The 24,657-nt window shown below is 72.0% G+C and carries 19 protein-coding genes and 3 pseudogenes; 11 read left to right on the top strand and 11 right to left on the bottom strand.

Annotated features, from left to right (window positions below; all coding sequences use genetic code 11):
* Positions 1–43 precede the first annotated feature (43 nt).
* The 4 genes from ACWC5C_RS27665 to ACWC5C_RS27650 form a co-directional block, all read right to left on the bottom strand.
* A complete protein-coding gene (locus tag ACWC5C_RS27665; RefSeq protein WP_450879613.1) occupies positions 44–775 on the bottom strand; it encodes a dienelactone hydrolase family protein in 732 nt (243 codons plus the stop codon).
* 193 nt (positions 776–968) lie between these two features.
* Entirely contained in the window at positions 969–1,835 is an 867-nt protein-coding gene (locus ACWC5C_RS27660) for a DUF6801 domain-containing protein (protein ID WP_450879729.1), read from the bottom strand.
* Between the two features lie 149 nt (positions 1,836–1,984).
* Positions 1,985–4,783: an NACHT domain-containing protein gene (locus ACWC5C_RS27655; protein ID WP_450879611.1), complete on the bottom strand. Its 2,799-nt coding sequence runs from the start codon at positions 4,781–4,783 to the stop codon at positions 1,985–1,987.
* A 264-nt stretch (positions 4,784–5,047) separates the two neighbouring features.
* Positions 5,048–5,869, bottom strand: coding sequence for a CDP-alcohol phosphatidyltransferase family protein (locus ACWC5C_RS27650; RefSeq protein ID WP_450879609.1), 822 nt, complete (start codon positions 5,867–5,869; stop codon positions 5,048–5,050).
* Between the two features lie 160 nt (positions 5,870–6,029).
* Between ACWC5C_RS27650 and ACWC5C_RS27645 the strand changes: the two genes are divergently transcribed.
* The 5 genes and pseudogenes from ACWC5C_RS27645 to ACWC5C_RS27625 all read left to right on the top strand — a co-directional run.
* A complete protein-coding gene (locus tag ACWC5C_RS27645) occupies positions 6,030–7,004 on the top strand; it encodes a zinc-dependent alcohol dehydrogenase (RefSeq protein ID WP_450879607.1) in 975 nt (324 codons plus the stop codon).
* A gap of 127 nt (positions 7,005–7,131) precedes the next feature.
* Entirely contained in the window at positions 7,132–7,530 is a 399-nt protein-coding gene (locus ACWC5C_RS27640; protein WP_450879605.1) for a 6-pyruvoyl trahydropterin synthase family protein, read from the top strand.
* Between the two features lie 29 nt (positions 7,531–7,559).
* Positions 7,560–8,684, top strand: a complete 1,125-nt coding sequence (locus ACWC5C_RS27635; RefSeq protein WP_450879727.1) for a glycosyltransferase family 4 protein — start codon at positions 7,560–7,562, stop codon at positions 8,682–8,684.
* Positions 8,681–9,538 (top strand): methyltransferase domain-containing protein, encoded by an 858-nt coding sequence (locus tag ACWC5C_RS27630; protein ID WP_450879603.1) that lies wholly within the window; start codon positions 8,681–8,683, stop codon positions 9,536–9,538. The genes ACWC5C_RS27635 and ACWC5C_RS27630 overlap by 4 nt, the downstream gene beginning before the upstream one ends.
* Positions 9,535–10,374 (top strand): annotated as a pseudogene (locus tag ACWC5C_RS27625) (lysylphosphatidylglycerol synthase transmembrane domain-containing protein); the annotation flags it as partial. The gene ACWC5C_RS27630 and the pseudogene ACWC5C_RS27625, both read left to right, overlap by 4 nt.
* 270 nt (positions 10,375–10,644) lie before the next feature.
* Here the strand turns inward: ACWC5C_RS27625 and ACWC5C_RS27620 are convergent.
* Positions 10,645–11,286 (bottom strand): annotated as a pseudogene (locus ACWC5C_RS27620) (RibD family protein); the annotation flags it as partial.
* The gene (locus ACWC5C_RS27615) at positions 11,283–12,065 is read right to left on the bottom strand and encodes a creatininase family protein (RefSeq protein ID WP_450879601.1); all 783 of its coding nucleotides are present in this window, start codon (positions 12,063–12,065) and stop codon (positions 11,283–11,285) included. The pseudogene ACWC5C_RS27620 and the gene ACWC5C_RS27615, both read right to left, overlap by 4 nt.
* 108 nt (positions 12,066–12,173) lie before the next feature.
* On the opposite strand from ACWC5C_RS27615, the gene ribA reads away from it, so the two are divergent.
* The 4 genes and pseudogenes from ribA to ACWC5C_RS27595 all read left to right on the top strand — a co-directional run bounded on the left by ribA (position 12,174) and on the right by ACWC5C_RS27595 (position 16,694).
* Positions 12,174–12,851: a GTP cyclohydrolase II gene (gene ribA / locus ACWC5C_RS27610; protein WP_385445656.1), complete on the top strand. Its 678-nt coding sequence runs from the start codon at positions 12,174–12,176 to the stop codon at positions 12,849–12,851.
* A 147-nt stretch (positions 12,852–12,998) separates the two neighbouring features.
* Positions 12,999–13,546 (top strand): annotated as a pseudogene (locus ACWC5C_RS27605) (2Fe-2S iron-sulfur cluster-binding protein).
* Complete coding sequence (locus tag ACWC5C_RS27600) at positions 13,543–14,550, top strand: FAD binding domain-containing protein (protein ID WP_450879599.1); 1,008 nt, start codon at positions 13,543–13,545, stop codon at positions 14,548–14,550. The pseudogene ACWC5C_RS27605 and the gene ACWC5C_RS27600 overlap by 4 nt, the downstream one beginning before the upstream one ends.
* The gene (locus tag ACWC5C_RS27595) at positions 14,547–16,694 is read left to right on the top strand and encodes a xanthine dehydrogenase family protein molybdopterin-binding subunit (protein WP_450879597.1); all 2,148 of its coding nucleotides are present in this window, start codon (positions 14,547–14,549) and stop codon (positions 16,692–16,694) included. The genes ACWC5C_RS27600 and ACWC5C_RS27595 overlap by 4 nt, the downstream gene beginning before the upstream one ends.
* A 3-nt stretch (positions 16,695–16,697) precedes the next feature.
* Here the strand turns inward: ACWC5C_RS27595 and ACWC5C_RS27590 are convergent, their stop codons facing one another.
* On the bottom strand, positions 16,698–17,519 hold the full coding sequence (locus ACWC5C_RS27590) for an NmrA family transcriptional regulator (RefSeq protein WP_450879595.1): 822 nt from the start codon (positions 17,517–17,519) through the stop codon (positions 16,698–16,700).
* 81 nt (positions 17,520–17,600) lie between these two features.
* Between ACWC5C_RS27590 and ACWC5C_RS27585 the strand changes: the two genes are divergently transcribed.
* On the top strand, positions 17,601–18,551 hold the full coding sequence (locus ACWC5C_RS27585; RefSeq protein ID WP_450879593.1) for an AraC family transcriptional regulator: 951 nt from the start codon (positions 17,601–17,603) through the stop codon (positions 18,549–18,551).
* A gap of 27 nt (positions 18,552–18,578) precedes the next feature.
* Here the strand turns inward: ACWC5C_RS27585 and ACWC5C_RS27580 are convergent, their stop codons facing one another.
* Positions 18,579–19,778: a glycosyltransferase gene (locus tag ACWC5C_RS27580; RefSeq protein ID WP_450879591.1), complete on the bottom strand. Its 1,200-nt coding sequence runs from the start codon at positions 19,776–19,778 to the stop codon at positions 18,579–18,581.
* Positions 19,779–20,073: 295 nt separating this feature from the next.
* On the opposite strand from ACWC5C_RS27580, the gene ACWC5C_RS27575 reads away from it, so the two are divergent.
* Entirely contained in the window at positions 20,074–21,990 is a 1,917-nt protein-coding gene (locus ACWC5C_RS27575) for a glycosyltransferase family 2 protein (protein WP_450879589.1), read from the top strand.
* Between the two features lie 19 nt (positions 21,991–22,009).
* Here the strand turns inward: ACWC5C_RS27575 and ACWC5C_RS27570 are convergent, their stop codons facing one another.
* From ACWC5C_RS27570 to ACWC5C_RS27560, 3 genes are read right to left on the bottom strand one after another with little or no spacing between them, the layout of a single operon-like run.
* A complete protein-coding gene (locus ACWC5C_RS27570; protein ID WP_450879587.1) occupies positions 22,010–23,071 on the bottom strand; it encodes a glycoside hydrolase family 6 protein in 1,062 nt (353 codons plus the stop codon).
* 31 nt (positions 23,072–23,102) lie between these two features.
* Positions 23,103–23,867, bottom strand: coding sequence for a cytochrome b/b6 domain-containing protein (locus ACWC5C_RS27565; protein WP_450879585.1), 765 nt, complete (start codon positions 23,865–23,867; stop codon positions 23,103–23,105).
* Positions 23,851–24,591 carry a molybdopterin-dependent oxidoreductase gene (locus ACWC5C_RS27560; RefSeq protein ID WP_450879583.1) on the bottom strand — a complete coding sequence of 247 codons (741 nt, stop codon included), beginning with the start codon at positions 24,589–24,591 and terminating at the stop codon, positions 23,851–23,853. Before ACWC5C_RS27560 ends, ACWC5C_RS27565 begins: the two co-directional genes overlap by 17 nt.
* Positions 24,592–24,657: the final 66 nt, after the last annotated feature.

Raw genomic sequence — 24,657 nt, 5'->3', positions numbered from 1 at the left:
GGGATTTGTCGTTGTTCGGGTCCCTACCGGATGCGATCGGCGGCTAGCTCAGATGCCGGGTGAAGAACCGGGCCGCGGCGTCCCCCGCGGACTGCGGGACGCCGGTGTGCCCGCCCATGTTGGCGTTCAGCGTCTTCTCCCTGGAGCCGAAGGCGTCGAACAGGTCCAGGGCCTGATGCCGGTCGTTCCCTTCGTCGTCCCACTGGAGCAGGACGTGCAGCGGAATGGTGACCTGCCGTGCCTCCTCGAACAGGGCGCGCGGCACGAAACTCCCGGCGAACAGAACGGCGGCCGAGATGCGCGGCTCGACCACCGCCAACCGGATCCCGATGGAGATCACTCCCCCCGAGTACCCGACCGGGCCGCCGATCCCGGGCAGCGAAAGGAGGGCGTCCAGGGCGGCCCGCCATTCCGGGACCGCCTTGTCGACCAGCGGGAGGACGAGCCGGTCCACGGTCTCCTCGGCGACCGGCTCGCCGGCCTCCAGCGCCCGGCGCAGGTCGGCGCGGGCCTGCTCGGCGGCGGCGGAACGGGGCCGGTCACCGCTTCCGGGTAGCTCGATGGTGGCCGTGGCGAAGCCGTCCGCCGCGGAGTGCCGGGCCCGGGCCACCAGTCGGGGGTACATCGTGCGCAGTCCGCCGGGGTGGCCGAGCAGGATCAGCGGCGCCGGTCCGGATCCGGATCCGGGCGTCCACAGGATGCCGGGGATCTCGCCGAGGGTGAATTCGCGCTCGACGACGCCGTCGTCGAGGCGCTGTTCGGAAGTGAATCGCATGGTCATGCCTTTCGGGAGCGCTCGTGAACGGCGCTCCCGGACGACCTGCCTATCGCCCGACCGTGACCCCTGAGGGGAGCACCCATGTCGATACTGTGTTCACGGGTACCACCTCCTCGTTCTCTCGCACGGCCTCCGGAAAAGTAGCAGTGGCCACCGAAGTCCGCCAACAGGTTATGCTCCGCCGTCAGTGTCAGGTCGCGGTGGCATCGCCGGCGCCGCCACCCATGCGGATTCGGCGTGCGGCGAAGATCGCGGCTGTACCGGCGGCCAGCAGTACGCCGGCACTGCCGAGTAGCCACGGGCTGGCGACGGCTCCGGCATGGGGGAGCGCACCCTTCGCCTTCGGCGCGGTGGCGCCTAACGCGGGCTCATCGGCTGCCAATCTGCCGGAGGGGTCCGTATCGGTCGTGCCCGCGACCCCGGAACCCGCGGTCCCAGAACCCGCGACCCCGGAACCCGCGGTCCCGGAAGTGGACGGGCCGGTCGTCCCCTTGGTCTCAGTGATGCGGAACGATCCGATGACGTTGTTCTGGTTGGGCTTCAGCTCGCACCGCGCGTTGATCCGGCCCAGGAATGCGTCGCCCTTCGCGTTCTTCGGGGTGAGGTGCGCGACAAGGTCGCCGATGGTGACCTTCGCGCGACCCGGCTGCTTGAATGTGAGTGACGGCGTGGAGCCGGGCGCCTGGACCCAGAACGCCCCGGACGCCGGGATGTTGGCGTTCACCGGGACCCGCACTGTGACGTCGGTGTCGCCCTCCGGGGCGACGGCCACGTGGCCCTTCGCCGCCACCTCACCCTCGATGGTCTTCACGCGGATTCCGCGCAGCATCTTCGTCATGCCCGCGTTCACCAGCACCCTCGCCCTGACGGCGATTTCCGGGGTGGGGTCGTCGGCCACGACCGACTTGGGGAAATGCGCGTCGATCCTCACCTTGACAGGCTGGATCTCGAAACCCTGAGCTGAGCACTTGTACCGCAGCGTGCGTGACACCGGGTCCGCGGCGGCGGGTCCGGCTCCTGGGAATCCCACGATGCCGCCCGCAATCGCTAAAGCCATCGCCGTTTGAACGAGATTGCGAAGCGGTGGGCCGCTCGGGACGGAATGTCCTAACCCGCGCCGCTCGCGCAGGCTCTGGATTCGCTCGCCGATTCTCATCCTGACCCCCGTCAGAGTATGTGAATGTCTTTGTGGATTTTACATACCCGTCAATAAGTGTGGTCGCGGTCTCCCAGAAAGTCCTGGGTCAGGTGGTCCTGGAGTTGAGCGTGACGGAATTGGTAGACCGCACCGGCCTGGCGCAAGACATCTCGTTCGCACGCGTCATCGAGGAAAGCGACCAGTCGCCATGGTAATCGCCCTGTGAGGGGCAGCCACATACGCCCGAGGGCCACCCACTGCCCCCAAGCGGTGAAACTGAGTCCGTACGCGAGCCCGCCCCCGAACGCGGCTTCGATCCCGAACGCGATCCCGACCAGAAGCCCCCACACAGGCCCGTCCTTGAGCCCGTTGGCAAATCCGGCCCCTGTTCCGAACACGAGCGCCCACACAAGCAAATAGAAGATCACGTTTCTGCGATCTTGACTCAACAGGTCAGAAGAGCTGACGCCCGATCTGATATCGATGGGAACTTCCAGCCACGCCATGAGTCCGAGCACCAGTCCGACCCCGAGCGCGAGCCCGGGCCCGAACACCAGGGCCCCCATGAGCCCGCCATCGAGACCGTCCGCGAGCCCCAGCGACTCGACCACGACCCTGTCCAGGAACAGAATCACGAGCGCGCCCAAAGCCCCGCACATGAGCCCGAGCTTGAATCGGGGGAGGAAGCTCGCACGCCTCCCTCCGGTCCTGCCGAAGACCTGTATCCGTACGCGCGACGGCTCTGCCGCCCCCCGGGAGACGAACCCGTACACGGCCCCGAAGAACAGCCCGTTCACGAGCCCGTGCAGGAGCCCGACCACCAGCCCCCGCACGAGCGCGAACTCGAGCGGGTGCGATGTCGCGATCAGGTTCGCGGGCACGTTTCCGATCGCGGTCGTCACGCCGAGGGCCAGCGCGGCCAGGAACCCGATCACGAGCATGCGGGAAGAGCGGCGCATGGTGGTGCCCAGTTGCCACCAGGCGAGATCACGTGCGGGAACGCCCGTGCTCTCTCTGCCGAGTCGGTCCAGGTGCGCGGCGAGGTAGCCGAGCCAGTGCTGGGCACGGTCGGGGTCCCAGTGGCGCCAGCGGCCACGGTCGGCATCGCTGTCACTGTCGGTCGGCGAAGGCTCGTAGGCGGCCGGGGTGAACGCGGCCAGGAGATGCTTCTGCAGGGCTTCGGGGGTTGCGAACGTGCCGGTGTTCAGGAGTGCTTCCGGTTCGCGCCCAGAGGCGTCGCTGTAGACGGTGCGGGCCAGGGCGACCATCAGCGGGGTGGTGAGGACCGTGGCGACGTTCTCCGCACCCGGGCCGCGCCGCTGCTTGCGCAGCTCGGCCAGGACGGGTTCCCACCTGGTGTTGTGCCCGCCGCCGCCTTCGCCCGGACGGCTGGTGAGGGGCAGGTAGACAGCGATGTCCTCCACGGTGAGGTCATCCAGTTCGACTACGGCGGCTTTGGGGAGCGGACGGCTCTCCATCACGGCCTCGGCGTATTCCCCGGGGCGGCTGGTGAGGAGCAGCGATGTGGTCGTGCGATCGAGCTCTTTGAGCGCCGCGTACCGCAGGCCGCCGGCGATCTCGTCGAACCCGTCCAGAACGGGCAGGATCCGGCCCGTGTCGACCAGGGCGCCGGCCAGATTCCCTCCCTGCGCGGTGGGAGCCGCGAGGCCGTAGTCACGCACCAGTTGGTGACACATCCAGTCGCGCAGCGAAATGGCGGTCGGGTCCCATGACCCCAGACTGAAGATCACCGGCACGGGGCGATCGGGGGAGCGGTCGGCCTCCAGCCAGTCGAGGACGAAGCGCAGGGCCAGGATCGTCTTGCCCGACCCGGCCGCGCCGAGCACCACCAGCCGACGGGACGGGACGGACCGGTATACCCGCACGATCTGGTCGAGGCGGCCGGCCAGTGCGAGCGGCCCCGGAGCCGTCCCGGGCGGGGCATCGCGGATCTTGGACCAGTGATCGATCAAGCACGTGTCCGCGTTCCGGAAGCGTACGGGGAGCGGGAACGGGTCGTGCACATTCCGCCGTCGCTCCTCCTTCCCCCATTGCGTGGTGACCCGGGCCGCCAGTAGCTCGGATGCCTCCCGCAACTCCGGCGCGCCCAGCGGCGACGAACGAGGAAGACGCTCAAGCTGGTCAGGACGGGGCGGCAGACCGATCAGACAGCTCAGTTCGTTGATCTCGTCCGGTGTCAGCTGTTCATACCAGCGGTCCACCGGGCTTGCCGCGAGCGTGCTGAGCCCGTCGGAGGAATGATGCTTGGTGATGACCCCGATCACGTACCCGCCGCTCCACACCGGGGCTCCCGACATGCCCTCCCAAGGCGAACGGCCCTGCTCGGGATCGCGCTCCGGGGAAGCCTTCAGGGTGATCTCCAGACTGCCCTCGAAATAGTTCGACAGCGGGGCGGCTTCACCGCGCGCATGGTGGGAGTCCCGGTACGACACATTCACACCGCTATCCGACGACGCGGTACTCACGCGCAGCCTGAACCTTGGGAATCCCAGCGCTTCGCAGTCCATCGGCAGCTCGATACGGGCGAACCGCAACCACGAAACCTCGGCGGCGGCCGGTCCGTCGGCGCTCACGTCGTCCGCGATGCTGATCAACGCGATATCCGAGTCGGCGTTCGTCCAGACCGGCGTGGCGTACAGCTCCCGCGTTTTCCACGTCCCGCGATTCTCGGTGAGAAAGCGCACCTGAACCGTTGTCGCGTCGCACACCACATGCGCGGCCGTGAGCACCAGATTCCGGGTCACCTGGTAACCCGACCCACGCCATCTCTCCTTCGCGCGGCGCGTGGTGACGATCTGGACCACCCGCCGCTGATCGAGCCCATCCGGCGTGATTGCCCAGCTCAAGGCGGCACTCACTGCTCGTATACGTCACGGGCCGAATCGATCACGCCAAGCCCCCCTTTGATGATGAACCGGTCACTCAGGACTGTAAGATCGGGCGGCTTCCCGGGCATGGCGTTGCCCTTGGATAACCAAAATTGATGTCCGAGTAGCCATTTAGGTGCATGCAGGGATCAGCTGACGAGTGCAAGTGAATGTGATGTGGTCAGTTGCTGTGCAAACCGATCGGCGACCTTGCTGCCCCCTGACGCCGCGTCGGCCCGCTTCCTACGCGCTGCGGGCCGGGAGGGGGGCGTCTTCGGGGGTTACTCGGGGGACCGGGCGGGCCAGGCGGGTTACACGGGCTACGGCAGCGGGGCGCTGCTCGGCGCGGGTGGCCTTACCGGTGGTCCACAGCCATCCGATGTCCCGGGCGAAGGACCAGACCAGCGAGGTCAGGGCCAGCAGGACCACGCCGAGGGTAGCGGGGGCCGGGAGGAGGCCGGTGGCGGCCAGGAGGAGGGCGACGCCCTGGAGGGCGGCCACCGTCTTGCGGGCCATGCTGTGCGGGAGCGGCGCGTTCATCCAGGGGAGGAAGCGGGCGGCGGCGACGAAGGCGTAGCGCATGCCGCCGATCAGCAGCACCCAGGGGCCCAGCGCGGTGGCGACGTAGACGCTGAGCACCAGGATGAGGATGGCGTCGACCTCCATGTCGAACCGGGCGCCCAGCGCCGAGGAGGAGCCGGTGCGGCGCGCCACCTGGCCGTCGACCGCGTCGAGGATCAGGGCCACCGCGGTGAGCGCGGTGAGGACCGCGACCCGGGGCGGGCTCGTGAAGGAGTCGGCGACCAGCGCGGTCACGCCTCCGACGAGGGTGGCGCGGGCCAGGGTGACGCGGTTGGCGGGCCCGAAGGAGGACAGCCAGGAGCGGGAGACGGCGCGGGTCAGTACGGCCCAGGTGACGGCCGCGAAGACGAGGCCGGTGAGCCAGCCTGCGGGACCCAGGCCGAGCGAGGCGCCCAGAAGCGTGAGCAGGAGGAGCTGTACGCCCGCTCCCGCCGCAGTCTCCTGCCGCAACAGCCTCGCGTTGTATGTGGTGTTCAGGGCCACCGGGCACCCCTCCGGCTGTGTGACAGTGTCGAATGGCGCCGCGTAGCGTGTGCGCGGCTTGATGATGTCCCGTACGTGGCGCGTCTCCCGTTTGTTCAGCGCGAGATGCGGCCCATTGTTTCCGCGCGGAGTTTCCGCTCGATCCTTATGGAGGACGCTCATGGAGCGCGCCGCCCGTGCTTTCTGGCTCAACTCCCCCGGTCACGGCGGGATACGGGATGTGGTGCTGCCCGAGCCCGCGGAGGGTGAGGTGGTGGTGCGGACGCTGTGCTCCGGTGTGAGCCGTGGCACGGAGGCGCTGGTGTTCCGGGGCGGGGTGCCTCAGAGCCAGTACGGCGCGATGCGGGCGCCGTTCCAGGAGGGCGACTTCCCCGGGCCGGTGAAGTACGGCTACCTCAATGTGGGGGTGGTCGAGGAGGGGCCGCAGGAGCTGGCGGGCCGTACGGTCTTCTGTCTGTTCCCGCATCAGACGCGGTACGTGGTCCCGGCGGGAGCCGTGACCCCCGTACCGGAGGGCGTGCCCGCCGAGCGGGCGGTGCTGGCCGGGACGGTGGAGACCGCGGTGAACGCCGTGTGGGACGCGGCGCCGCTGCTCGGCGACCGGATCGCGGTGGTCGGGGCGGGGATGGTCGGGGCGTCGGTCGCCGCGCTGCTGGCCCGCTATCCGGCCGTACGGGTGCAGTTGGTGGACGCCGACCCGGCGCGCGCCGAGATCGCCAAGGCGCTCGGCGTCGACTTCGCGCTGCCGGAGGAGGCGGAGGGCGACCGCGATCTGGTGGTGCACGCCAGCGCGAGCGAGGCAGGCCTCGCGCGCTCCCTGGAACTCCTCGCTCCGGAGGGCACGGTCATCGAGCTGAGCTGGTACGGCGACCGCCGGATCAGCGTGCCGCTGGGCGAGGCGTTCCACTCCCGGCGGCTGACCGTGCGCAGCAGTCAGGTGGGGACGGTGTCCCCGGCCGCCCGGAGCGGCCGCCGCGGCTACGCGGACCGGCTGGCGGTCGCGCTGGAACTGCTCGCCGATCCCGCGCTGGACGCGCTGGTCACCGGGGAGTGCGCGTTCGAGGAACTGCCGGGGGTGATGGCCCGGATCGCCACCGGTGAGCTGCCGGGGCTGTGCCACCGGGTGCGGTACTAGGGGTCTGCGTAAGGCCATCTGGAGGGGTCTGCGTAAACCCGTCTGAACAAGGCTGAGCTGCGGCTGAACATGGGGAAGGCATCGGCCGTACTAGTAGCCGAGATGTGCCGCCGGACCGGGAGGGCCGTTGTTCAGCATCACCGTCCGCGATCACCTGATGGTCGCCCACAGCTTCAGCGGAGAGGTCTTCGGACCCGCGCAGCGTCTGCACGGAGCCACGTTTCTGGTGGACGCCACCTTCCGGCGCGCCGCGCTGGACGACGACAACATCGTCGTCGACATCGGACTGGCCACCCAGGAACTGTCCTCGGTCGTCGGCGACCTCAACTACCGCAACCTCGATGACGAGCCCGCCTTCAAGGGGATCAACACCTCCACCGAGTTCCTGGCCAAGGTCATCGCCGACCGGCTCGCGGAGCGGGTGCACGCCGGGGCGCTCGGCGAGGGCGCGCGCGGCCTGGCCGGGATTCAGGTGACCCTGCATGAGTCGCATGTCGCCTGGGCGAGTTACGAGCGTGACGTGTGACCGCCCATCTGGAGAGCCCCGGGAGCCTGATGAGTTTCGGCGGCGGTGCCGCCCCGCCGCCGGCGCGCCGGGTGCATGTCGTGATGCCCGGCGGGGTGGACGACCCGGCCGCGCCGAGCGGCGGTAATACGTACGACCGGCGGATCTGCCGGGAGCTGCCCGGCATCGGCTGGGACGTCCACGAGCACACGATCGCGGGCAGCTGGCCGCAGCCCGGGCCCGCGACGCGCGCGGAACTGTCCCGGCTGCTGGCCGAGCTGGCGGACGGCAGCATCGTCCTCCTCGACGGCCTCGTCGCCTGCGCGCTCCCCTATCTCGTCGTTCCCGAGGCGGAGCGGCTGCGGCTCGCGGTGCTGGTGCATCTGCCGCTGGGTGAGGAGACGGGGCTGGCCCCCGGCCGGGCGGCGGACCTGGACGCGCTGGAGCGCAAGACGCTGGCCGCGATGCCCGCCGTCGTGGCCACCAGCGGCTGGGCGGCCCGGCGGCTCGTGGCGCACCACGGGCTGGACCCGGGCCGGGTCCATGTGGCCGCGCCCGGCGCCGATGTGGCGTCGCAGGCGTCCGGCACGGACGAGGGCACCCGGCTGCTGTGCGTCGCCTCGGTGACGCCGCGCAAGGGCCAGCACCGGCTGGTGGAGGCGCTGGCCGAGGTCACCGATCTGCCGTGGACGCTGGAGTGCGTCGGCGGTCTCGGCCAGGACCCCGGCTATGTGGAACGGGTCCGCGAGCTGATCGCGGCGACCGGCCTCGGCGACCGGGTACGGCTCACCGGGCCACGCCAAGGCGCGGAGCTGGAGGCGAGCTTCGCCGGTGCCGATCTGCTGGTGCTCGCCTCGTACGCCGAGACCTACGGGATGGTGGTGACCGAGGCGCTGGCGCACGGCGTCCCGGTGCTGGCCACCGCCGTGGGCGGGGTTCCGGAGGCGCTCGGGCACGCGCCCGAGGGCAGTGTGCCGGGCCTGCTCGTCGCCCCGGACGACCCGGCCGCGCTCAGGGCGGCGCTGCGCCGCTGGCTGGGCGACCCCGATGTACGCCGCCGGCTGATCACGGCCGCCCGCGGCCGCCGCACCGCGCTGGACGGCTGGCAGACGACCGTCCGGGATCTGGCCGGTGCGCTGGAACGACTTCGCCGCGAACCCCGGAGGGCCGCGTGACCACCACCGATACGCCTCAGTACGCACCCGAGTGGCTGGAGTTGCGCGAGGGCGCGGACGCTCTCGCCCGCGCGCCCGAACTCGTGGTGCCGCTGCGGGCCCGGTTCGCCGAGGCGCCCGAGGGCACCGAGCGGGTGATCCATGACCTCGGCTGCGGCACCGGCTCCCTGGGCCGGTGGCTGGCGCCCCGGCTGGACGGCCCGCAGCAGTGGGTTCTGCACGACCACGACCCGGCTCTGCTGGAGCTGGCGGCCGAGCGGGCGCCGCGTACGGCCGCCGACGGCAGCCCGGTCACGGTGCGCACGCGCCGTGGTGACCTGGGCTCGCTGACCGCGGCCGATCTGGCCGGTGCCTCGCTGGTGACGGCCTCCGCGCTGCTGGACGTGCTCACCGCCGAGGAAGTGGAGGGGCTGGCCGCGGCGAGTGCCGGGGCCGGTTGTCCGGTGCTGCTGGCGCTGTCGGTGGCGGGACGGGTCGATCTGACCCCGGAGGACCCGCTGGACGCGGAGATCGCGGAGGCGTTCAACGCCCATCAGCGGCGCTCCGGTCTGCTGGGTCCGGACGCGGTCACGGTGGCGTCCGAGGCCTTCGCCCGGCACGGTGCGACGGTACGGACGCACGGCAGCCCCTGGCTGCTGGGCGCCGGGGAGTCGGCGCTGGCGGCGGAGTGGCTGCGGGGCTGGGTGGGCGCGGCGGTGGAGCACCGGCCGGAGCTGAAGCCGCGCGCCGAGACGTATCTGCGGCGCAGGCTGGCGGAGTGCGAGGCGGGCGGGCTGCGGGTGGTGGTGCACCACGACGACCTGCTGGCACTGCCGCGTCCGGTGAGCGCCGGACCGACGGGCGGAGTGTCATGAGCGCGACGATCCGGGCGCGGCTCGGCACCCTCGCCGGGGCGGCCATCATCGCGGTGCTGCTGTGGCAGATGGGCACCGGCGCCTTCCTGGACGGGCTGCGCCGCATCGACGGCCTCACGCTGCTGGCCGCGCTCGGACTCGGCCTGCTGACCACCGTGTTCAGCGCCTGGCGCTGGTGCGTGGTGGCGCGGGCGCTGCGCATCCGGCTGCCCCTGCGCCAGGCCGTCGCCGACTACTACCGCTCGCAGTTCCTCAACGCGGCGCTGCCCGGCGGCGTCCTCGGCGATGTGCACCGCGCGGTACGGCACGGGCGCACCGAGGGCGATGTCGCCCGGGGCGTGCGCGCGGTGGTGCTGGAGCGGACGGCGGGTCAGGTGGTGCTGGTGATGGTCGGCGTGGCGGTTCTCTTCGCCCGGCCCTCGCTCGTTCTCGCGGAGGCCCGCCAGGCGCTCCACGCCGTGGCCACGACGCCCGGCGCCGCACCCGCGCTGATCGCGGTGTGCGGGCTCGGGGCCGTGGCCGTCGTACGGCTGCGCCGCAGGCCCGGCACCTCGCGGGGGCGCCGGGCGCTGCGCGCCGCGCTCACCGAGGCGCGGCTCGGGCTGCTGGCCCGCGCGAGCTGGCCGGGGGTCGTGTTCTCGTCCGCCGTGGTGCTGGCGGGCTATCTCGGAACGTTCCTGCTGGCCGCGCGGGCGGCGGGATCAACCGCCCCGGCGGCCGAGCTGGTGCCCATCATGGTGCTGGCCCTGCTCGCCATGGCGCTGCCGCTGAACGTCGGCGGCTGGGGTCCCCGCGAGGGCGTCACCGCCTGGGCCTTCGGCACCGCGGGCCTGGGTGCCGCCCAGGGGCTGACGGTCTCCGTCGTGTACGGGGTGCTCACCTTCGCCGCGAGCCTGCCCGGTCTCGGTGTGCTGGTCGGTCAGTGGGCCGTCGGGCTGCGGCGTCCCCAGGTCCAGCTCGAAGAGGGTGTCCTCGCCGAGGCGGGCCCGGCGGGTCCGGGGCCGCAGGGCGTCGCGCATGACGGGGGTGCCGTCGAAGCGGAGCCCCGGGATGCCGTCGCCGAGCAGAACCGGTGCCACGGTGACATAGAGGCGGTGCAGCGCGCCGTCATGCAGAAAGCGCGACACCGTGACGCCGCCGCCCTCGATCAGCACCCGGCCAAGTCCGCGCGCCGCAAGCGCCTCCACCAGGCGCTGCGGCGCGAACGCGGCACGGTCCGGCAGGGTCAGTACGTCAACTCCGTCCGGCGCCGGCCGCCCGTCCCGGGCGTCCGCTCCCACCGCCCACAGGGTCGGCGCTGAGCCGTCGGTGAAGACCCGGCGATGGTGAGGTACCCGGCCGTGCGGATCGAGGACGACGCGCACCGGATGCGGTCCGGCGCAGGCGCGCACGGTGAGCTGGGGGTCGTCCGCGATGGCGGTCCCGGCCCCGACGACCACGGCGTCGGTGAGGGCGCGCAGCCGGTGCAGATGGCACCGGTCCTCCTCGCCGGTGACGTAGTCGGCGTCGCCGGTGCGGGTCGCGATGAACCCGTCGAGGCTCTGGCCGAGCTGGGCGATCGTCAGCCGGGGCCCGGCCAGGCAGAGCGGCAGATAGCGGTCGGCGAGTTCGTCCGCCTCCTCGGTGGCGTCCTGCCGCCAGCGCACCGCGCCGTCCGCGCCGCGCGTCAGCCCGGCGGCCCGGGCCTCGGCCACGGTCCGTACGGAGAGCAGCCGCTCCCAGGCCTGTGCCGTATCCAGGGTCGTCATCGCGTCTCCCCCGCTTCCTGCCGGTCGCACACTTTCTGCCGGTCGCCGACCAAATTTAGATACTCGGCGAAGGATTCGGTGAGTGCGGCGAGAAGCTCCTTTCCCTTCCCGGCGGATGCCAGGGAAGGGCGGCCGATGACACCGGACTCGGTGTACTCGGCCATACCGAGAGTCAGCAGATGCTTCCGGTCGTCGGCGAGACAATCGGAGGTTTCATAACCGGGACGGACGAGTTCGGGATGGGCATGCAGCAGGATGGAGGTCTCCACTTCCCCCGCGTGCATATCGCTGTACGACGGGGTCTGGACACCGGCCCTGGTGCGGGCCGTGTCCCAGTCGGCCGAGCCCGGGAAAAGGGCCATGCGGGTACCGGTCCCGGCGGATTCCTGAACAATGTTGCGCAGGACGTAATTTCCGCCGTGTCCGTTCACCAGAATCAGCGAGCCGATACCGGAGCGGCGCAGCGATCCTGCGATGTCGCGCACCACGGCGTACAGGGTCGCGGCGGATATGGAGACGGTGCCCGGCCAGTCCGCGTGCTCGTGCGAGCACGACACCGTGACGGGCGGGAGGAGTTGGACCGGATACGCCGCGGCGATCTCTCTGGCGATGGTGCAGGCGATGACCGTGTCCGTCACCAGCGGGAGATACGCGCCGTGTTGCTCGAAGCTGCCGATGGGCAGGACGGCGACGCCGGCCCGCAGGTCCCGCACCTCCTCGGTGGTCGTCGGCGGCAGGAGCCCCGAGGCCCACTGGTCCGGCGTTTCCGAATCGCTCATGTTCTTCGGGCCTTTCGTTCTTCGTGCTACGGGATGCGCGGCCAATCACCCGGCCGACTTTGCCATTTTCCCCTACGCCACCCGGCGTTTACCAGATAGGGTTGCAACATGACAGCAAGTGATAGCGTGTTGGTCGACAGCGCACGTCGATCGGATGTCGAACGAGTGGTGAATCTCCGGCTGTCCACCGTGCACGGCGATTTCCTCGCTTTCGGCTACCAGGACCACAATCGCGGAGACGAACAGATCGCGCTGGTATACGGCGACGTCAAGGGCGAGGACGCACTGACGCGCGTGCATTCCGAGTGCCTGACGGGAGACGCGTTCGGCTCCCGGCACTGCGAATGCGGCGACCAACTCTCCGCGGCGCTGCGCGCCATCGTGAGCGAGGGGCGGGGCATCCTCGTCTACCTCCGCGGCCACGAGGGCCGGGGCATCGGCCTGCTGGCCAAGCTCCAGGCGATGCAGCTGCAGGCGGAAGGGCTCGACACGGTTGAGGCCAACCTCGCCCTCGGCCTCCCGGACGACGCCCGCGACTACCAGGTGGCGGCGGAGATGCTGCACGACCTCGGGGTGCGCTCCATACGGCTGCTCTCCAACAACCCGCGCAAGCGGGAGGCGCTGCTGCGCCACGGCATCAAGATCAGCGAGCAGGTTCCGCTGCTGATCCAGCCGTGCGAGGAGAACCTGCCGTACCTGCTGACCAAGCGGGAGCGGATGGACCACTACCTGCCGCATCTGGACGGCGTGCTGTCGTCCGTCGACGGCGGCGCCGAGCGGTCCTGAGCGGCGCGCGGAGCCGGTGGCGCCGATGGCGCGGCGGGACGGTCAGCTGAGCCCACCGCGCCGTCGGCGATCTCGTGCACCTGGCCGAAGGCCGTTCGTATGACCTAGAACGGGCGATCAGTGCACATATGTCCGATGATGTGAAGCATGGACGTGGAGATCACGCTCCGGGTGGACGGTACGGAGCACCGGCTCACCGTCGACACCCGTACGACGCTGCTGGACGCCCTCCGCGAGCGGCTGGGGAACACCAGCCCCAAGAAGGGCTGTGACCATGGCCAGTGCGGCGCCTGCACGATCCTGCTCGACGGCCGCCGCGCGCTGGCCTGTCTGGCGCTGGCGGTGGCCCACCAGGGCGCCGACATCGTCACGGCCGCCGGTCTCGTGCCGGGGAGGGCGACGGTCTGCATCCGCTGCAGCGCTCGTTCATCGCCCATGACGCCTTCCAGTGCGGCTACTGCACCCCCGGCCAGATCTGCTCGGCGGTCGGCATGCTGCGCGAGGCGGCGGAGGGCTGGCCGAGCGCCGTGGCCAAGGATCCGAACGCCGCCGATGTGGTGCTGGACGACGAGGAGATCGCCGAGCGCATGAGCGGCAACCTGTGCCGCTGCGCCGCGTACGCCAACATCGTCCCGGCCATCGCCGACGTAGCGCACCGGGACGAGGCCGCACGCCATCAGGAGGGGCGCCGATGAAACCCTTCCGCTACGAGCATGCCGACACCGTGTCGGCAGCCGTGACCGCGCTGGCCGAGGAGCCCGGGGCGGCGTATCTGGCCGGTGGGACGAACCTGGTGGACCTGATGCGGCTGGAGGTCGCGACCCCCGAGGTCCTGATCGACGTCCGGCGGCTCACCTCCGACCGGATCGAGGAGCTGCCGGACGGGGCCCTGCGCATCGGCGCCGCCGTCACGGGCAGCGATCTGGCCGCCGACCGCCGGGTCCGGCGGCGCTATCCGGTGCTCTCGCAGGCCGTGCTGGCGGGCGCCTCGGGCCAGCTGCGCAACCTCGCCACCACCGGCGGGAACCTGCTGCAGCGCACCCGCTGCCCGTACTTCCAGAACGTGACCACCCCGTGCAACAAGCGCGCGCCGGGGTCGGGCTGTTCGGCGCTGGAGGGCCATCAGCGCGATATGGCGATCCTCGGCGCCTCGCCCTCCTGTGTGGCCACCCACCCCTCCGACATGGCGGTCGCGCTGGCCGCGCTCGACGCGGTGGTCTGTGTCCAGGGCGTACAGGGCCAGACCCCGGACGGCGAGCGGCGCGTCCCGCTGACCGAGCTGCACCGGCTGCCCGGCGACTCCCCCGAGCAGGACACGGTGCTGCGGCGCGGGGAGCTGATCACGGCCGTGGAGCTGCCGCCGCCCGACTTCGCCACCACCTCCCGCTACCGCAAGGTGCGCGACCGCGCCTCGTACGCGTTCGCGCTGGTGTCGGTCGCCGCCGCGCTGGACGTCGCGGACGGCGGGACCGTACGGGACGTACGCATCGCGCTGGGCGGAGTCGCGCACAAGCCGTGGCGGGCGTGGAAGGCCGAGGAGTCGCTGCGCGGCGCGCCCGCGACGTGGGACAGCTTCCGGGACGCCGCCGCGGCCGAACTGGCCCAGGCGGACCCGCTGCCGGGCAACGCCTTCAAGGTGGCGCTCGCCCGCAACACCCTCGTCGCCACGCTGCTCGATCTGCTGGAGGTGGCCCGATGAGCAAGGCCAGCGAGGAGGTCAGGGAACGGCCCCGGGCGGTCGGCACGCCGCTGCGCCGGGTGGACGGCGCGCTGAAGGTCACCGGCACCGCCACCTACGCCTTCGAGTGGCCCGTCGAGCACCCCGCCTATCTCCATCCGCTGCAGTCCACCATCGCCGCCGGGCGGATCACCGGGGTGGACACGTCCGCCGCGGAGGCCGAGCCGGGGGTGCTGGCCGTGCTCACCCATCTCACCGCGCCACGGCTGACCATCCCCGACGATCCGGAGCTGGCGGTGCTGCAGTCCGACGAGGTCGCCTGGCGCGGGCAGTTCACCGGCGCGGTGGTCGCGGAGACCCCGGAGACGGCCCGGTACGCGGCGGGCCTGGTGCGGTTCACGTACGAGCAGCGCCCGCCGGACACCGCGCTGCGCGAGGACCGCGACGACCTCTACAAGCCGCTGGACGCGGCCCAGTTCGGCCAGGGCGGTGGCGAACTCCAGGACGGCTCCCCCGCCGACAGCGTTCTCGGCGACCCCGACGCGGCGCTGGCCGGTGCGCACACCACGCTGGACGCCACGTACACCACGCCGATGCACCACAACAATCCGATGGAGCCGCACACCGCCGTGGTCACCTGGACCGACGGCGAGCTGCTGGTGTACTGCTCCACGCAGGGCGCCACCATGAGCCGCGATCTGATCGCCGCCACTCTGGGGCTCGAACCGGGCCGGGTGCGGGTGGTGTCCCCGCATGTCGGCGGCGGCTTCGGCTCGAAGGTCTATCCGCACAGCTACGCGGTGCTCGCCGCGATGGCGGCGCGGACCGTGCGCAGACCGGTGAAGTTCACGCTGACCCGCCAGCAGATGTTCGCGCTGGTGGGCTTCCGCCCGGCGTCGATCCAGCGCATCCGGCTGGGCGCCGACACCGAGGGCAGGCTCACCGCCATCACCCATGACGTGGTCGAGCAGACCGCCCGCGCCAAGGGGTACGCCGACCAGACCGCCGTCTGCACCCGGCTGCTGTACGCCGCCCCGCACCGGCGCACCACCCACCGGCTGGCCCCGCTGGACATCCCGGTGCCGACGATCATGCGGGCGCCGGGCGAGGCGCAGGGCATGTTCGCGCTGGAGTCGGCGATGGACGAGATGGCGATCGCGTGCGGCATGGACCCGGTGGAGTTCCGTATCCGCAACGAGCCGGAGGTCCACCCGGAGTCGGGGCTGCCGTTCTCCAGCCGCCATCTGGTGGCCTGTCTGCGCGAGGGCGCCCGCCGGGCCGGATGGGAGCGCCGCGATCCGACGCCCCGGGCGCGCCGCAAGGGGCGCTGGCTGATCGGGACCGGGGTGGCCGTCTCCACGTACCCCTCGCCGCGCCTCCCGGGGAACGCGGCGACGGTCCGGATCGCGCCGGACGGGCACTGCACGGTGCTGATCGCCGCCGCCGACCTCGGCACCGGCACCTGGACCGCGCTCACCCAGATCGCGGCGGACGCGCTCGGCGTGCCGGTCGAGCGGGTGGAGCTGCGCATCGGGGACACCACCCTGCCCAGCGCCTCCCCCGCCGGTTTCTCCTCCGGCATCAACAGCTGGGGTTCGTCGATCGCGGAGGCCGCCACCCAGCTGGGGACGCTCCTGGAGACCGAACACGGCGGTGTGATCCCGCCGGACGGCCTGGAGGTCACCGCCGACATGCCCGCGAACCCCGCCGCCGAGCGCTACGCGATGCACAGCTTCGGCGCGCAGTTCGCCGAGGTCCGGGTGGACGCGGACACCGGGGAGATCCGGGTGCCCCGGCTGCTCGGGATGTTCGACGTGGGCCGGGTCATCAACCCGAGAACCGCCCGCTCGCAGCTGCTGGGCGGCATGACGCAGGGCATGTCGATGGCGCTGTACGAACACAGCGTGCTGGACCCGCGCTTCGGCCATGTGGTCAACCAGGACTTCGCCCAGTACCACATCGCCGCCAACGCCGATGTGCACGCGGTCGAGGCGCACTGGGTGGACGCGGCGGACCCGCACACCAATGTGATGGGCGCCAAGGGGGTCGGCGAGGTGTGCATCGTCGGCACGGCCGCGGCCATCGCCAACGCGGTGCACCACGCGACCGGTGTGCGGGTGCGCGATCTGCCGATCACCCTCGACAAGCTGCTCGCCGCCAGCTGATCTCTACAGACTGATCGCCGCGGCCTCCCGCGCGAAGTCGGCGATGTCGCGCGGCGGGCGGCCCAGCGCTCGGTGGACGCCGTCCGTCAGCTGTGCGTTACGGCCGTCCAGGAGCGCGCCGAACAGCTCGGCCAGGAAGGCGACGAGGTCGTCGGAGAGCCCGTAACCGCTCAGCATCGCCCCGTACTCCTCGACGGAGACCGGTGTGTAGCGCACCTCGCGTCCGGTCGCGCGGGCGATCTCCCCGGCCACCTCGGCGAAGGTCAGCAGCCGGGGGCCGGTGAGGTCGTGGATCCGCCCCGCGTGCCCGTCTCCGGTCAGGGCCGCGACCGCGACGTCCGCGATGTCGTCGGCGTCGATGAAGGGCTCCTCCACGTCCCCGGCGGGGAAGACGATCTCGCCGCCGAGCACGCCGTCCCGCAGGATGCCCTCGCTGAAGTTCTGGAAGAACCAGCTGGCCCGGAGGACCGTCCACTCGGCGCCGTCCACCGCCATGGCCCGCTCGGCGGGCAGCGTCGCGTCCATGCCGCGCGCGGAGAGCAGCACCAGCCGCCGGGTGCCGCCGCGGACGGCCTGTTCTGCGAAGTCCCGGAGGGTGGCGGCGGCGCCCGGGTCGGCGATGTCGGGGTAGTACGCGAGGTACGCGGCGCCGGTGCCGCGCAGCGCGGGCGCCCAGGTGGTGCGGTCCTCCCAGTCGAAGCGCGGCTCGCCGGTGCGGGAGCCGATACGGACCGGCCGCCCGGCGGCGGTCAGCCGCTCGGCGATCCGGCGGCCGGTCTTGCCGGTGCCGCCGAGTACCAGTGTGGTGTTCTCGGTTGTGGTCATACGGACAGTCAACTGGGCTGCGGTGAGACGGGCCATGGCCGAGAGGCTCATCCGCATAAGCGCGCGTCTACGCTGTGCGGCATGGACGCGCTGGCGAACCTGCTGGACGGGCCCCGGGCCCGGGATGCCTTCCTGCTGCGGGCCGTGATGGAGCCGCCGTGGTCGGTGCGGATCGAGGACCGGGCCCCGCTGTGTCTGATGACGGTGGCGCGCGGCGAGGCGTGGGTGGTGCCGGGCGAAGGCGCGCCACGGCGGCTGGGTCCGGGGGACGTGGCGGTCGTGCGCGGCCCGGACCCGTACACCGTGGCGGACTCTCCGGACACCGCGCCGCACGCGTGGATCCTGCCGGACGAGGAGTGCCGCACGGCGGACGGCCGGGATCTGGCCGAGGCGATGGCGCTGGGCGTGCGCACCTGGGGCAACAGCGCGGACGGCTCGACGACGCTGCTCATCGGCACCTACCTGTTGGACGGGGAGATCAGCGGGCGGCTGCTGAATGCGCTGCCGCCGCTGCTGGTGCTGGACGGCGAGGTGTGGGACTGCCCGCTGATGCCCTGGCTCGGTGAGGAGATCGTGAGGGACGAGGCGGGGCAGTCGGCGGTGCTGGACCGGCTGCTGGACCTGCTGCTGATCGCCGTGCTGCGGGCCTGGTTCGCCCGGCCGGAGGCGCGGGCCCCGGCCTGGTACCGGGCGCTGGGCGATCCGGTGGTGGGCCATGCGCTGCGGCTGCTGCAGAACCACCCGGCGCATCCGTGGACGGTGGCGGGGCTGGCCGCGAAGGCGGGCGTCTCGCGGGCGGCGCTGGCCCGCCGCTTCACCGCGCTGGTGGGCGAGCCGCCGATGGCGTATCTGACCGGCTGGCGGCTGGCCCTCGCCGCCGATCTGCTGCGCGAGCCGGACGCGACGCTGGCGGCGGTGGCCCGGCGGGTGGGGTACGGCAGCGCGTTCGCGCTGTCCACGGCGTTCAAGCGCGAACGCGGCATCAGCCCCCGCGACCACCGCGCCCACGGTCCCGCGCCGACCGCGAGCTGACCGGCGGTCCGTACGGAGACGCCGGGCTCAGCCCGTGGTCGCGCCGTGTTCTCCGCCGCGTACTGGGCGCATTCCGGCTGCGGGGCCGCGCAGGCAGCCGTCCGGGCCGCAGGTGGTGGTGCGGTCGTAGAGGTCCATGAGACGGCGGACGCCGCGGGCGATGTCGTAGCGCTCGACCGCGTCCGGCACCGGGTACCGGCGGGGGCCCGTGGCCAGTTGGCGGCGCAGGGCGTCGGCGAGGGGGGCCGCGCCGGGGGCGATGCGGCGGGCGGCGGGGGCGGCCTCGGCGGGCAGTTCGTCGAGGGCCGGGCAGGCGGTGTGCAGCACCGGCAGTCCGGACGCGAGGGCTTCCAGCGCGGCGAGTCCGAACGCCTCCTCGGCGGACGGCGAGACCAGTACGTCCATGGCGGCCAGCAGCCCCGGCAGCCCGGCGGGCCGGTCGTCGGGCGAGGCGACGGCGCCGTCCCGCTCGCCCAGCAGCCGGACGCGATCGGCGGCGCCGAGCCGGGCGGCCAGGTCCTCCAGGGCGGGGCGCTCGGGGCCCTCGCCGACCAGCAGCAGCCGGGCGCCGGGGACGTTGGCTACGGCCCGTACCGCCGTGTCGAACCGCTTGGCGGGGACCAGGCGGCCGACCGCGCCGACGACGAAGGCGTGTTCGGGGATGGCCAGGCGGGCGCGGGCGGCGGTGCGGGCGGCGGGGGTGAAGCGGAAGTGGCGGGCGTCGATGCCGTTGGGCACCAGATGGATGCGGTGGTTGGGCACGCCCCAGTCGCGCAGCCGGTCGGCGACGGCGGCCGAGACGGCGACGGTCGCCGAGCCCAGCCGTTCGGCGGCCAGATAGCGGGCGCGGACGGCGGGGTTCAGGGGGCGGCCGTCGACGGTGCGCTCGCCCAAGGCGTGTTCGGTGGCGATGACGGCCCGTACGCCCGCCAGCCGGGCGGCGATCCGGCCGTAGACACAGGCCCGGTAGAGATGGGTGTGCACCAGGTCGTAGCCGCCGGAGCGGATGGTGCGCACGAGGGCGGGCAGCGCCCGCAGCTCGCCCGCGCGGCCGTCCAGGGGCAGCTGTGTGACCGGGATGCCGTCGGCGCGGATGCCGTGGGCGGTTCTGCCCGGTGCGGCGAGGACGACCACGTCGCAGCGCACCGGTACGTGGCGCAGCAGCAGCCGCAGTTGCTGCTCGGCGCCGCCCGCGCCGAGGCGGGAGATGATGTGCAGGACTCTCATCGGGCGACCCCGCCCCATCCTCCGTTGTTCCGCCGTGGTTTCGCGTGGTGTCCGTCTTTCACGCGATATCCGACCTTGCCAGAGGCCGGGATGTAAATCACGTAAGACGCGCGCTGATGGGCCGTCAGGGTGGCTCTTTCGCGGCCTATCGCCAGGGGCGCGCCGAAAATCCGATGTGCGCGATACCGCCACATCCGATTGTTACCTTCTCATCTCGCGCGATGACATGACGAATGTGGTCCGTCCGGGTCATCGCGGCGCGATATTCGGTTCAAGACAGCCCGCGGGAGTGCCCATGTCTGCACAGACCCCCGTCAGAAATTCGAGAGACGCACCCCATGCGCGCCGGGGAGCCGCCCCCGCCGCCCCCGCCGCGCGCACCGCCGGGCACGCCGCCGCACCCCCGCACGCGCGCCCCGCCCCGGATGCCGCGCACCCCCGCCCGGCCGGGGTGTACGAGTACAAGCGGTACAGCGAGCTGGCGGGCCCGCTGACGGAGCCGCCCGCAGGCCGCCCGTACCGGGTGCGCAGCCGCAGTCTGCTGGCGCAGGAGCCGCACCGGTTCCGGGCGGCGCTGCTGCTGTGCGGGGCGCCGGTGTGCTCGGCGCTGCTGCTGTTCTGGCTGCTGCAGCCCGACCACTGGGCGCGGCGCGACTATGTGACGGCGTGGGAGACCGCGGCGGATGTCGCGATGCTGGTCTCGATCGCGCTGATCGAGACGTTCCGGCTGGTCACGGTCGTCTCCAACGCGCACGCGACGCTGGTGGCGCGGGATCCGGTGCCGGTGACGGCCGAGCGCGGCACCCGGGTGGCGTTCCTGACCAGTTTCGTGCCCGGCAAGGAGCCGATCGCGATGGTCCGGGCGACGCTGGAGGGCGCGGTGCGCATCCGGCACCAGGGGACGATGGACGTCTGGCTGCTGGACGAGGGGGACGACGCGGAGGTCAAGGACCTGTGCGCGCGGCTCGGCGTACGGCACTTCTCGCGCAAGGGAATCGAGAAGTGGAACCAGCCGAAGGGCGCTTTCCGGGCGCGGACGAAGCACGGCAATTACAACGCCTGGCTGGACGCGCACGGCGACGATTATGAATTCATGGCGTGTGTGGACACCGACCATGTGCCGCTGCCGAACTTCCTGGAGCGCATGCTGGGTTACTTCCGTGATCCGGATGTCTCGTTCGTCGTGGGACCGCAGGTGTACGGAAACTACGACGGCGCCGTCACGAAGGCCGCCGAGAGCCAGCAGTTCCTGTTCCACGCGCTGATCCAGCGGGCCGGGAACGCCTATGGGAGCCCGATGTTCGTGGGCACCAACAACGCGGTGCGGATCAGCGCGCTGCGCACCATCGGCGGACTGTACGACTCGATCACCGAAGACATGGCCACCGGCTTCGAGCTGCACCGCCACCGCAACCCGGCCACCGGCAGGAAGTGGCGCTCGGTCTACACCCCGGACGTGCTCGCGGTCGGCGAGGGCCCCAGTTCGTGGACGGACTTCTTCACCCAGCAGATGCGGTGGAGCCGGGGCACCTACGAGACGGTGCTCAAGCAGTTCTGGAAGGCCCCGTTCACGCTGTCCCCGGGGAAGCTGCTCAACTACACGCTGCTCATCACGTACTACCCGATGACCGCCGTCAACTGGGTGCTCTCCGCGCTGTCCTGCACGCTCTTCCTGATGCTGGGCGCGGCCGGGCTCGACATCCCGGCCGAGCTGTGGATGATGCTCTACAGCGACGCCGCCATGCTGCAGATCGGGCTGTACATCTGGAACCGCCGCCACAATGTCTCCCCGCACGAACCCGAGGGGTCGGGCGGACTCGCCGGGATGGCGCTCTCGGCCCTGTCCGCGCCGATCTACGTCAAGTCGCTGTTCGACGCGGTGCTGCGGCGCAAGAGCCGGTTCGTGGTCACGCCCAAGGGCGACTCGTCCAGCCCGGACCGGCTCTCCACGTTCCGTATCCATCTGCTGTGGGGCGGGCTCTTCGGCACCTCGCTCGCGGCCTCGTTCTTCCTCGGCCATACGCACGCGGCGATGCGCACCTGGGCCGTCCTCGCGCTCGCGCTGTGCCTGGCGCCGGTGGCCATCTGGTACGGCGGGGTACTGCGGGGCCGGCGCCGCCCGGTGGCGGCGCCGGCCGTACCGACCGCGCGCGCGGACAGCGAGGGACCGTGCGCCCCGGCGAAGGACCAGGACGCGGTGTGCGCGCTGTGATACCGATACCCGACGCGCCTCAGTGGCGGCCCGGACCGTGTGCGTCACGGCCCGGGCCGTCGGCGTTCCGGGCCAGGCCGAGCGCGTACTCGGGCCACCAGCGGCCCGCCGGGGGCCCGCCGTTGCACGTCCCGTCGGATTCGCCGGGCCGCTTGATCCACAGATACGCGTCCACCAGCCGATCGCCCGTGCGGGTGCTCGGCGGCTCGCCCAGCGCCCGCCCCGGCGGGTTGCACCAGGCCTCCCCCGGCCGGGCGCCGTGCCGGGCCTTGCCCCCGCGCCGCAGCGGGCCGTTGCCGTTGCGGCTGGTGTCGATGACGAAGTGCGCTCCGCCGACCGCGCGGGACAGCCGGTGGCCGTACCGCTTGGTGCGGCCGGTGCGCTGGAAGTTGGCGACGTTCAGGGAGAAGCCGTTCGCCTGCTCGATGCCGCTCTTGAGCAGCGGCAGCATCAGCCGGGCGGGGTTCTTGATCCAGCCCGCGTGCCCGGCGTCCAGATACACCCGTACGTGGGGCAGCGCGGCGAACGCGGCCACCGCGTCGCGCAGCATCGCCAGCCGGGGGCCGACCACGCGGCGGGGCACACAGCGGTCGACGACCTGCGCCACCGCGTCGGGCTCCAGCACGACGATCGCCTTGCGGTCGCCGATGCCGAGGGCGACCTGCTCGATCCACCTCCGGTAGGCCGCGCCGTTCGCCGCGCCGCCCGCCGAGTGCCCGCCGCAGTCCCGGTGCGGGATGTTGTAGGCGACCAGCACCGGGGTGGTGCCGGTCCGGGCCGCGGATTCGGTGATGAAGCGCACCCGTTCGCGAGGGGGCTGCGGGCCGAGCCATTCGGCGACCGGCCGCTGCGCGATCCGCCGGATCAGCTCGGCGTCGTTGTTCTTTCCTCCGTTCTTCCCCTCTTCCTCCCGCGCACGGACATGCCGGGCGGCCGGGCCGTCCGGGTTCACCCAGAGCCCGTCCCGCCGCGGGGAGTCGAACATCTGGCATCCGCAGAGCGGCACCATCGCCACGACACTGCATGCGGCGATCGTCACCAATCGCCGCATAACCGACTTTTTTGGACCTTTTTCGCGCATGCGAGGCATCATGGCACCGAGTGCCGACGGTTCAGCGGACGCCGCGTGCGGGGTGTCCCCGGTCGTCGTTGTCGCCGCCGTCGTTGTCGCCGCCGTCGTTGTCGCCGCCGTCGTTGTCGCCGCCGTCGTTGTCGCCGCCGTCGTCCTCCGTGCGCCACAGCGGATGCTGGCGGGCGGCCCACCGCGGGTCGACCCGCCCGGTGCGCATCCCGCGCCGCGCCTCCGGGTCCGCGAGCGCCTTGCCGATGTGCCCGATCACCACGATGCCGACGGCCAGCGCCAGCCAGTCATGGATGAACGTGGCGCTGGTGCGCCACATCAGCGGGGCGAGCCCGGTGAACCACATCAGCGATCCGGTGACCGCCATCACCAGCACCGCGCCCGCTGTCCAGGCGGCGTACACCTTCTGGCCCGCGTTGAACTTGCCCGCCGGGCGCTCCGCGGGACTGTGGTCGCGGCGCAGCGCGGCCCGAAGCCAGCGGCGGTCGTGCGGCCCGAAGCGGTTGAGGCGGCCCAGGTCGGACCGGAAGGCACGGGAGGCGAGGCCGAGGAGGGCCGGTACGGGCGTCAGGATGCCGGTCCACTCGTGGACGGTGACCACGAGCAGGCGGCGGCCGACGAGTTGGGCCAGCTCGGGTACGTACAGACAGGCCGCGCTCACGACGCACACGCCCAGGAGGGCGGCCGTCGTGCGGTGGATCCAGCGCTCGGCGGGGGTGAAGCGGCGCACCCGGCGGGCGGCGGCCGGGGCGACCTGGGACTTCTCAGGCAGGGGGGATTCAGACAGTGGGGGCATCGTCGCGTCCGTTCGACTTGCCGACCCAGGCGTCCACGTCGTACCCCCGGTCCTCCCAGTAGCCGGGGCGCACCTCGTCGGTGACGGTGATACCGGAGAGCCACTTCGCCGACTTGTAGAAGTACATGGGCGCGACATAGAGCCGGACCGGGCCACCGTGCGCGTGGCCCAGCGGCTTGTCCCGCATCCGCAGCGCCACCAGCACGTCCGGGCGGCGCGCCTGGTCGAGCGTGAGGCTCTCCGAGTACGCGCCGTCGAAGCAGGTGAACCGGACGGCCTTGGCGCGCGGGCTCACCCCGGCGGCGTCCAGCAGCGTGGACAGCCGCACCCCCTCGAACGGCGTCTTCGGCACCCGCCACCCGGTGACGCACTGGACGTCCCGGACGAGCCGGGCCTGCGGGAGCGCGCGCAGTTCGGCGAGCCGGTAGTCGGCGGGCTTGTCGACGAGCCCGCCGACGGTGAGGCGGTAGTTCGCGGCGTCCTTGTGCGGCACGGAGGACGTCACCGAGTAGTACCGGAAACCGCCGCCGTTGGGCAGCAGCCCGGTCACCCCGGTGGGGTCCTTGTCGGACACCGCGCCGAGCGTCTTCTCCAGCCCGCGCTGCGCCCAGGGGGCGACGGCCATACCAGCCGCGCCGAGGCCGAGCATGCCGAGGAGGATGCGGCGGCCGACGGGTGCGCCGTGGTCGTCGCCGCCGTCACCGTCACCGGGGGTTGCGTCCATGTGCTGATGAGACCACCGGGCGGCGTGGCGCGCCATCGTCTGTGGCTTTTCGTCAGACTTCCGTCA

The organism is Streptomyces sp. NPDC001700, from assembly GCF_053596435.1.
This window is presented reverse-complemented; position numbering and strand designations above follow the sequence as displayed.

Coding starts and splice junctions, on each gene's coding strand:
- ACWC5C_RS27665 (WP_450879613.1), bottom strand. CDS start 775: ATGCGATTCACTTCCGAACAGCGCCTCGACGACGGCGTCGTCGAGCGC.
- ACWC5C_RS27660 (WP_450879729.1), bottom strand. CDS start 1,835: ATGGCTTTAGCGATTGCGGGCGGCATCGTGGGATTCCCAGGAGCCGGA.
- ACWC5C_RS27645 (WP_450879607.1), top strand. CDS start 6,030: ATGGAGCGCGCCGCCCGTGCTTTCTGGCTCAACTCCCCCGGTCACGGC.
- ACWC5C_RS27635 (WP_450879727.1), top strand. CDS start 7,560: ATGAGTTTCGGCGGCGGTGCCGCCCCGCCGCCGGCGCGCCGGGTGCAT.
- ACWC5C_RS27615 (WP_450879601.1), bottom strand. CDS start 12,065: ATGAGCGATTCGGAAACGCCGGACCAGTGGGCCTCGGGGCTCCTGCCG.
- ribA (WP_385445656.1), top strand. CDS start 12,174: ATGACAGCAAGTGATAGCGTGTTGGTCGACAGCGCACGTCGATCGGAT.
- ACWC5C_RS27600 (WP_450879599.1), top strand. CDS start 13,543: ATGAAACCCTTCCGCTACGAGCATGCCGACACCGTGTCGGCAGCCGTG.
- ACWC5C_RS27595 (WP_450879597.1), top strand. CDS start 14,547: ATGAGCAAGGCCAGCGAGGAGGTCAGGGAACGGCCCCGGGCGGTCGGC.
- ACWC5C_RS27590 (WP_450879595.1), bottom strand. CDS start 17,519: ATGACCACAACCGAGAACACCACACTGGTACTCGGCGGCACCGGCAAG.
- ACWC5C_RS27585 (WP_450879593.1), top strand. CDS start 17,601: ATGGACGCGCTGGCGAACCTGCTGGACGGGCCCCGGGCCCGGGATGCC.
- ACWC5C_RS27580 (WP_450879591.1), bottom strand. CDS start 19,778: ATGAGAGTCCTGCACATCATCTCCCGCCTCGGCGCGGGCGGCGCCGAG.
- ACWC5C_RS27575 (WP_450879589.1), top strand. CDS start 20,074: ATGTCTGCACAGACCCCCGTCAGAAATTCGAGAGACGCACCCCATGCG.
- ACWC5C_RS27570 (WP_450879587.1), bottom strand. CDS start 23,071: ATGCGCGAAAAAGGTCCAAAAAAGTCGGTTATGCGGCGATTGGTGACG.
- ACWC5C_RS27565 (WP_450879585.1), bottom strand. CDS start 23,867: ATGCCCCCACTGTCTGAATCCCCCCTGCCTGAGAAGTCCCAGGTCGCC.
- ACWC5C_RS27560 (WP_450879583.1), bottom strand. CDS start 24,591: ATGGACGCAACCCCCGGTGACGGTGACGGCGGCGACGACCACGGCGCA.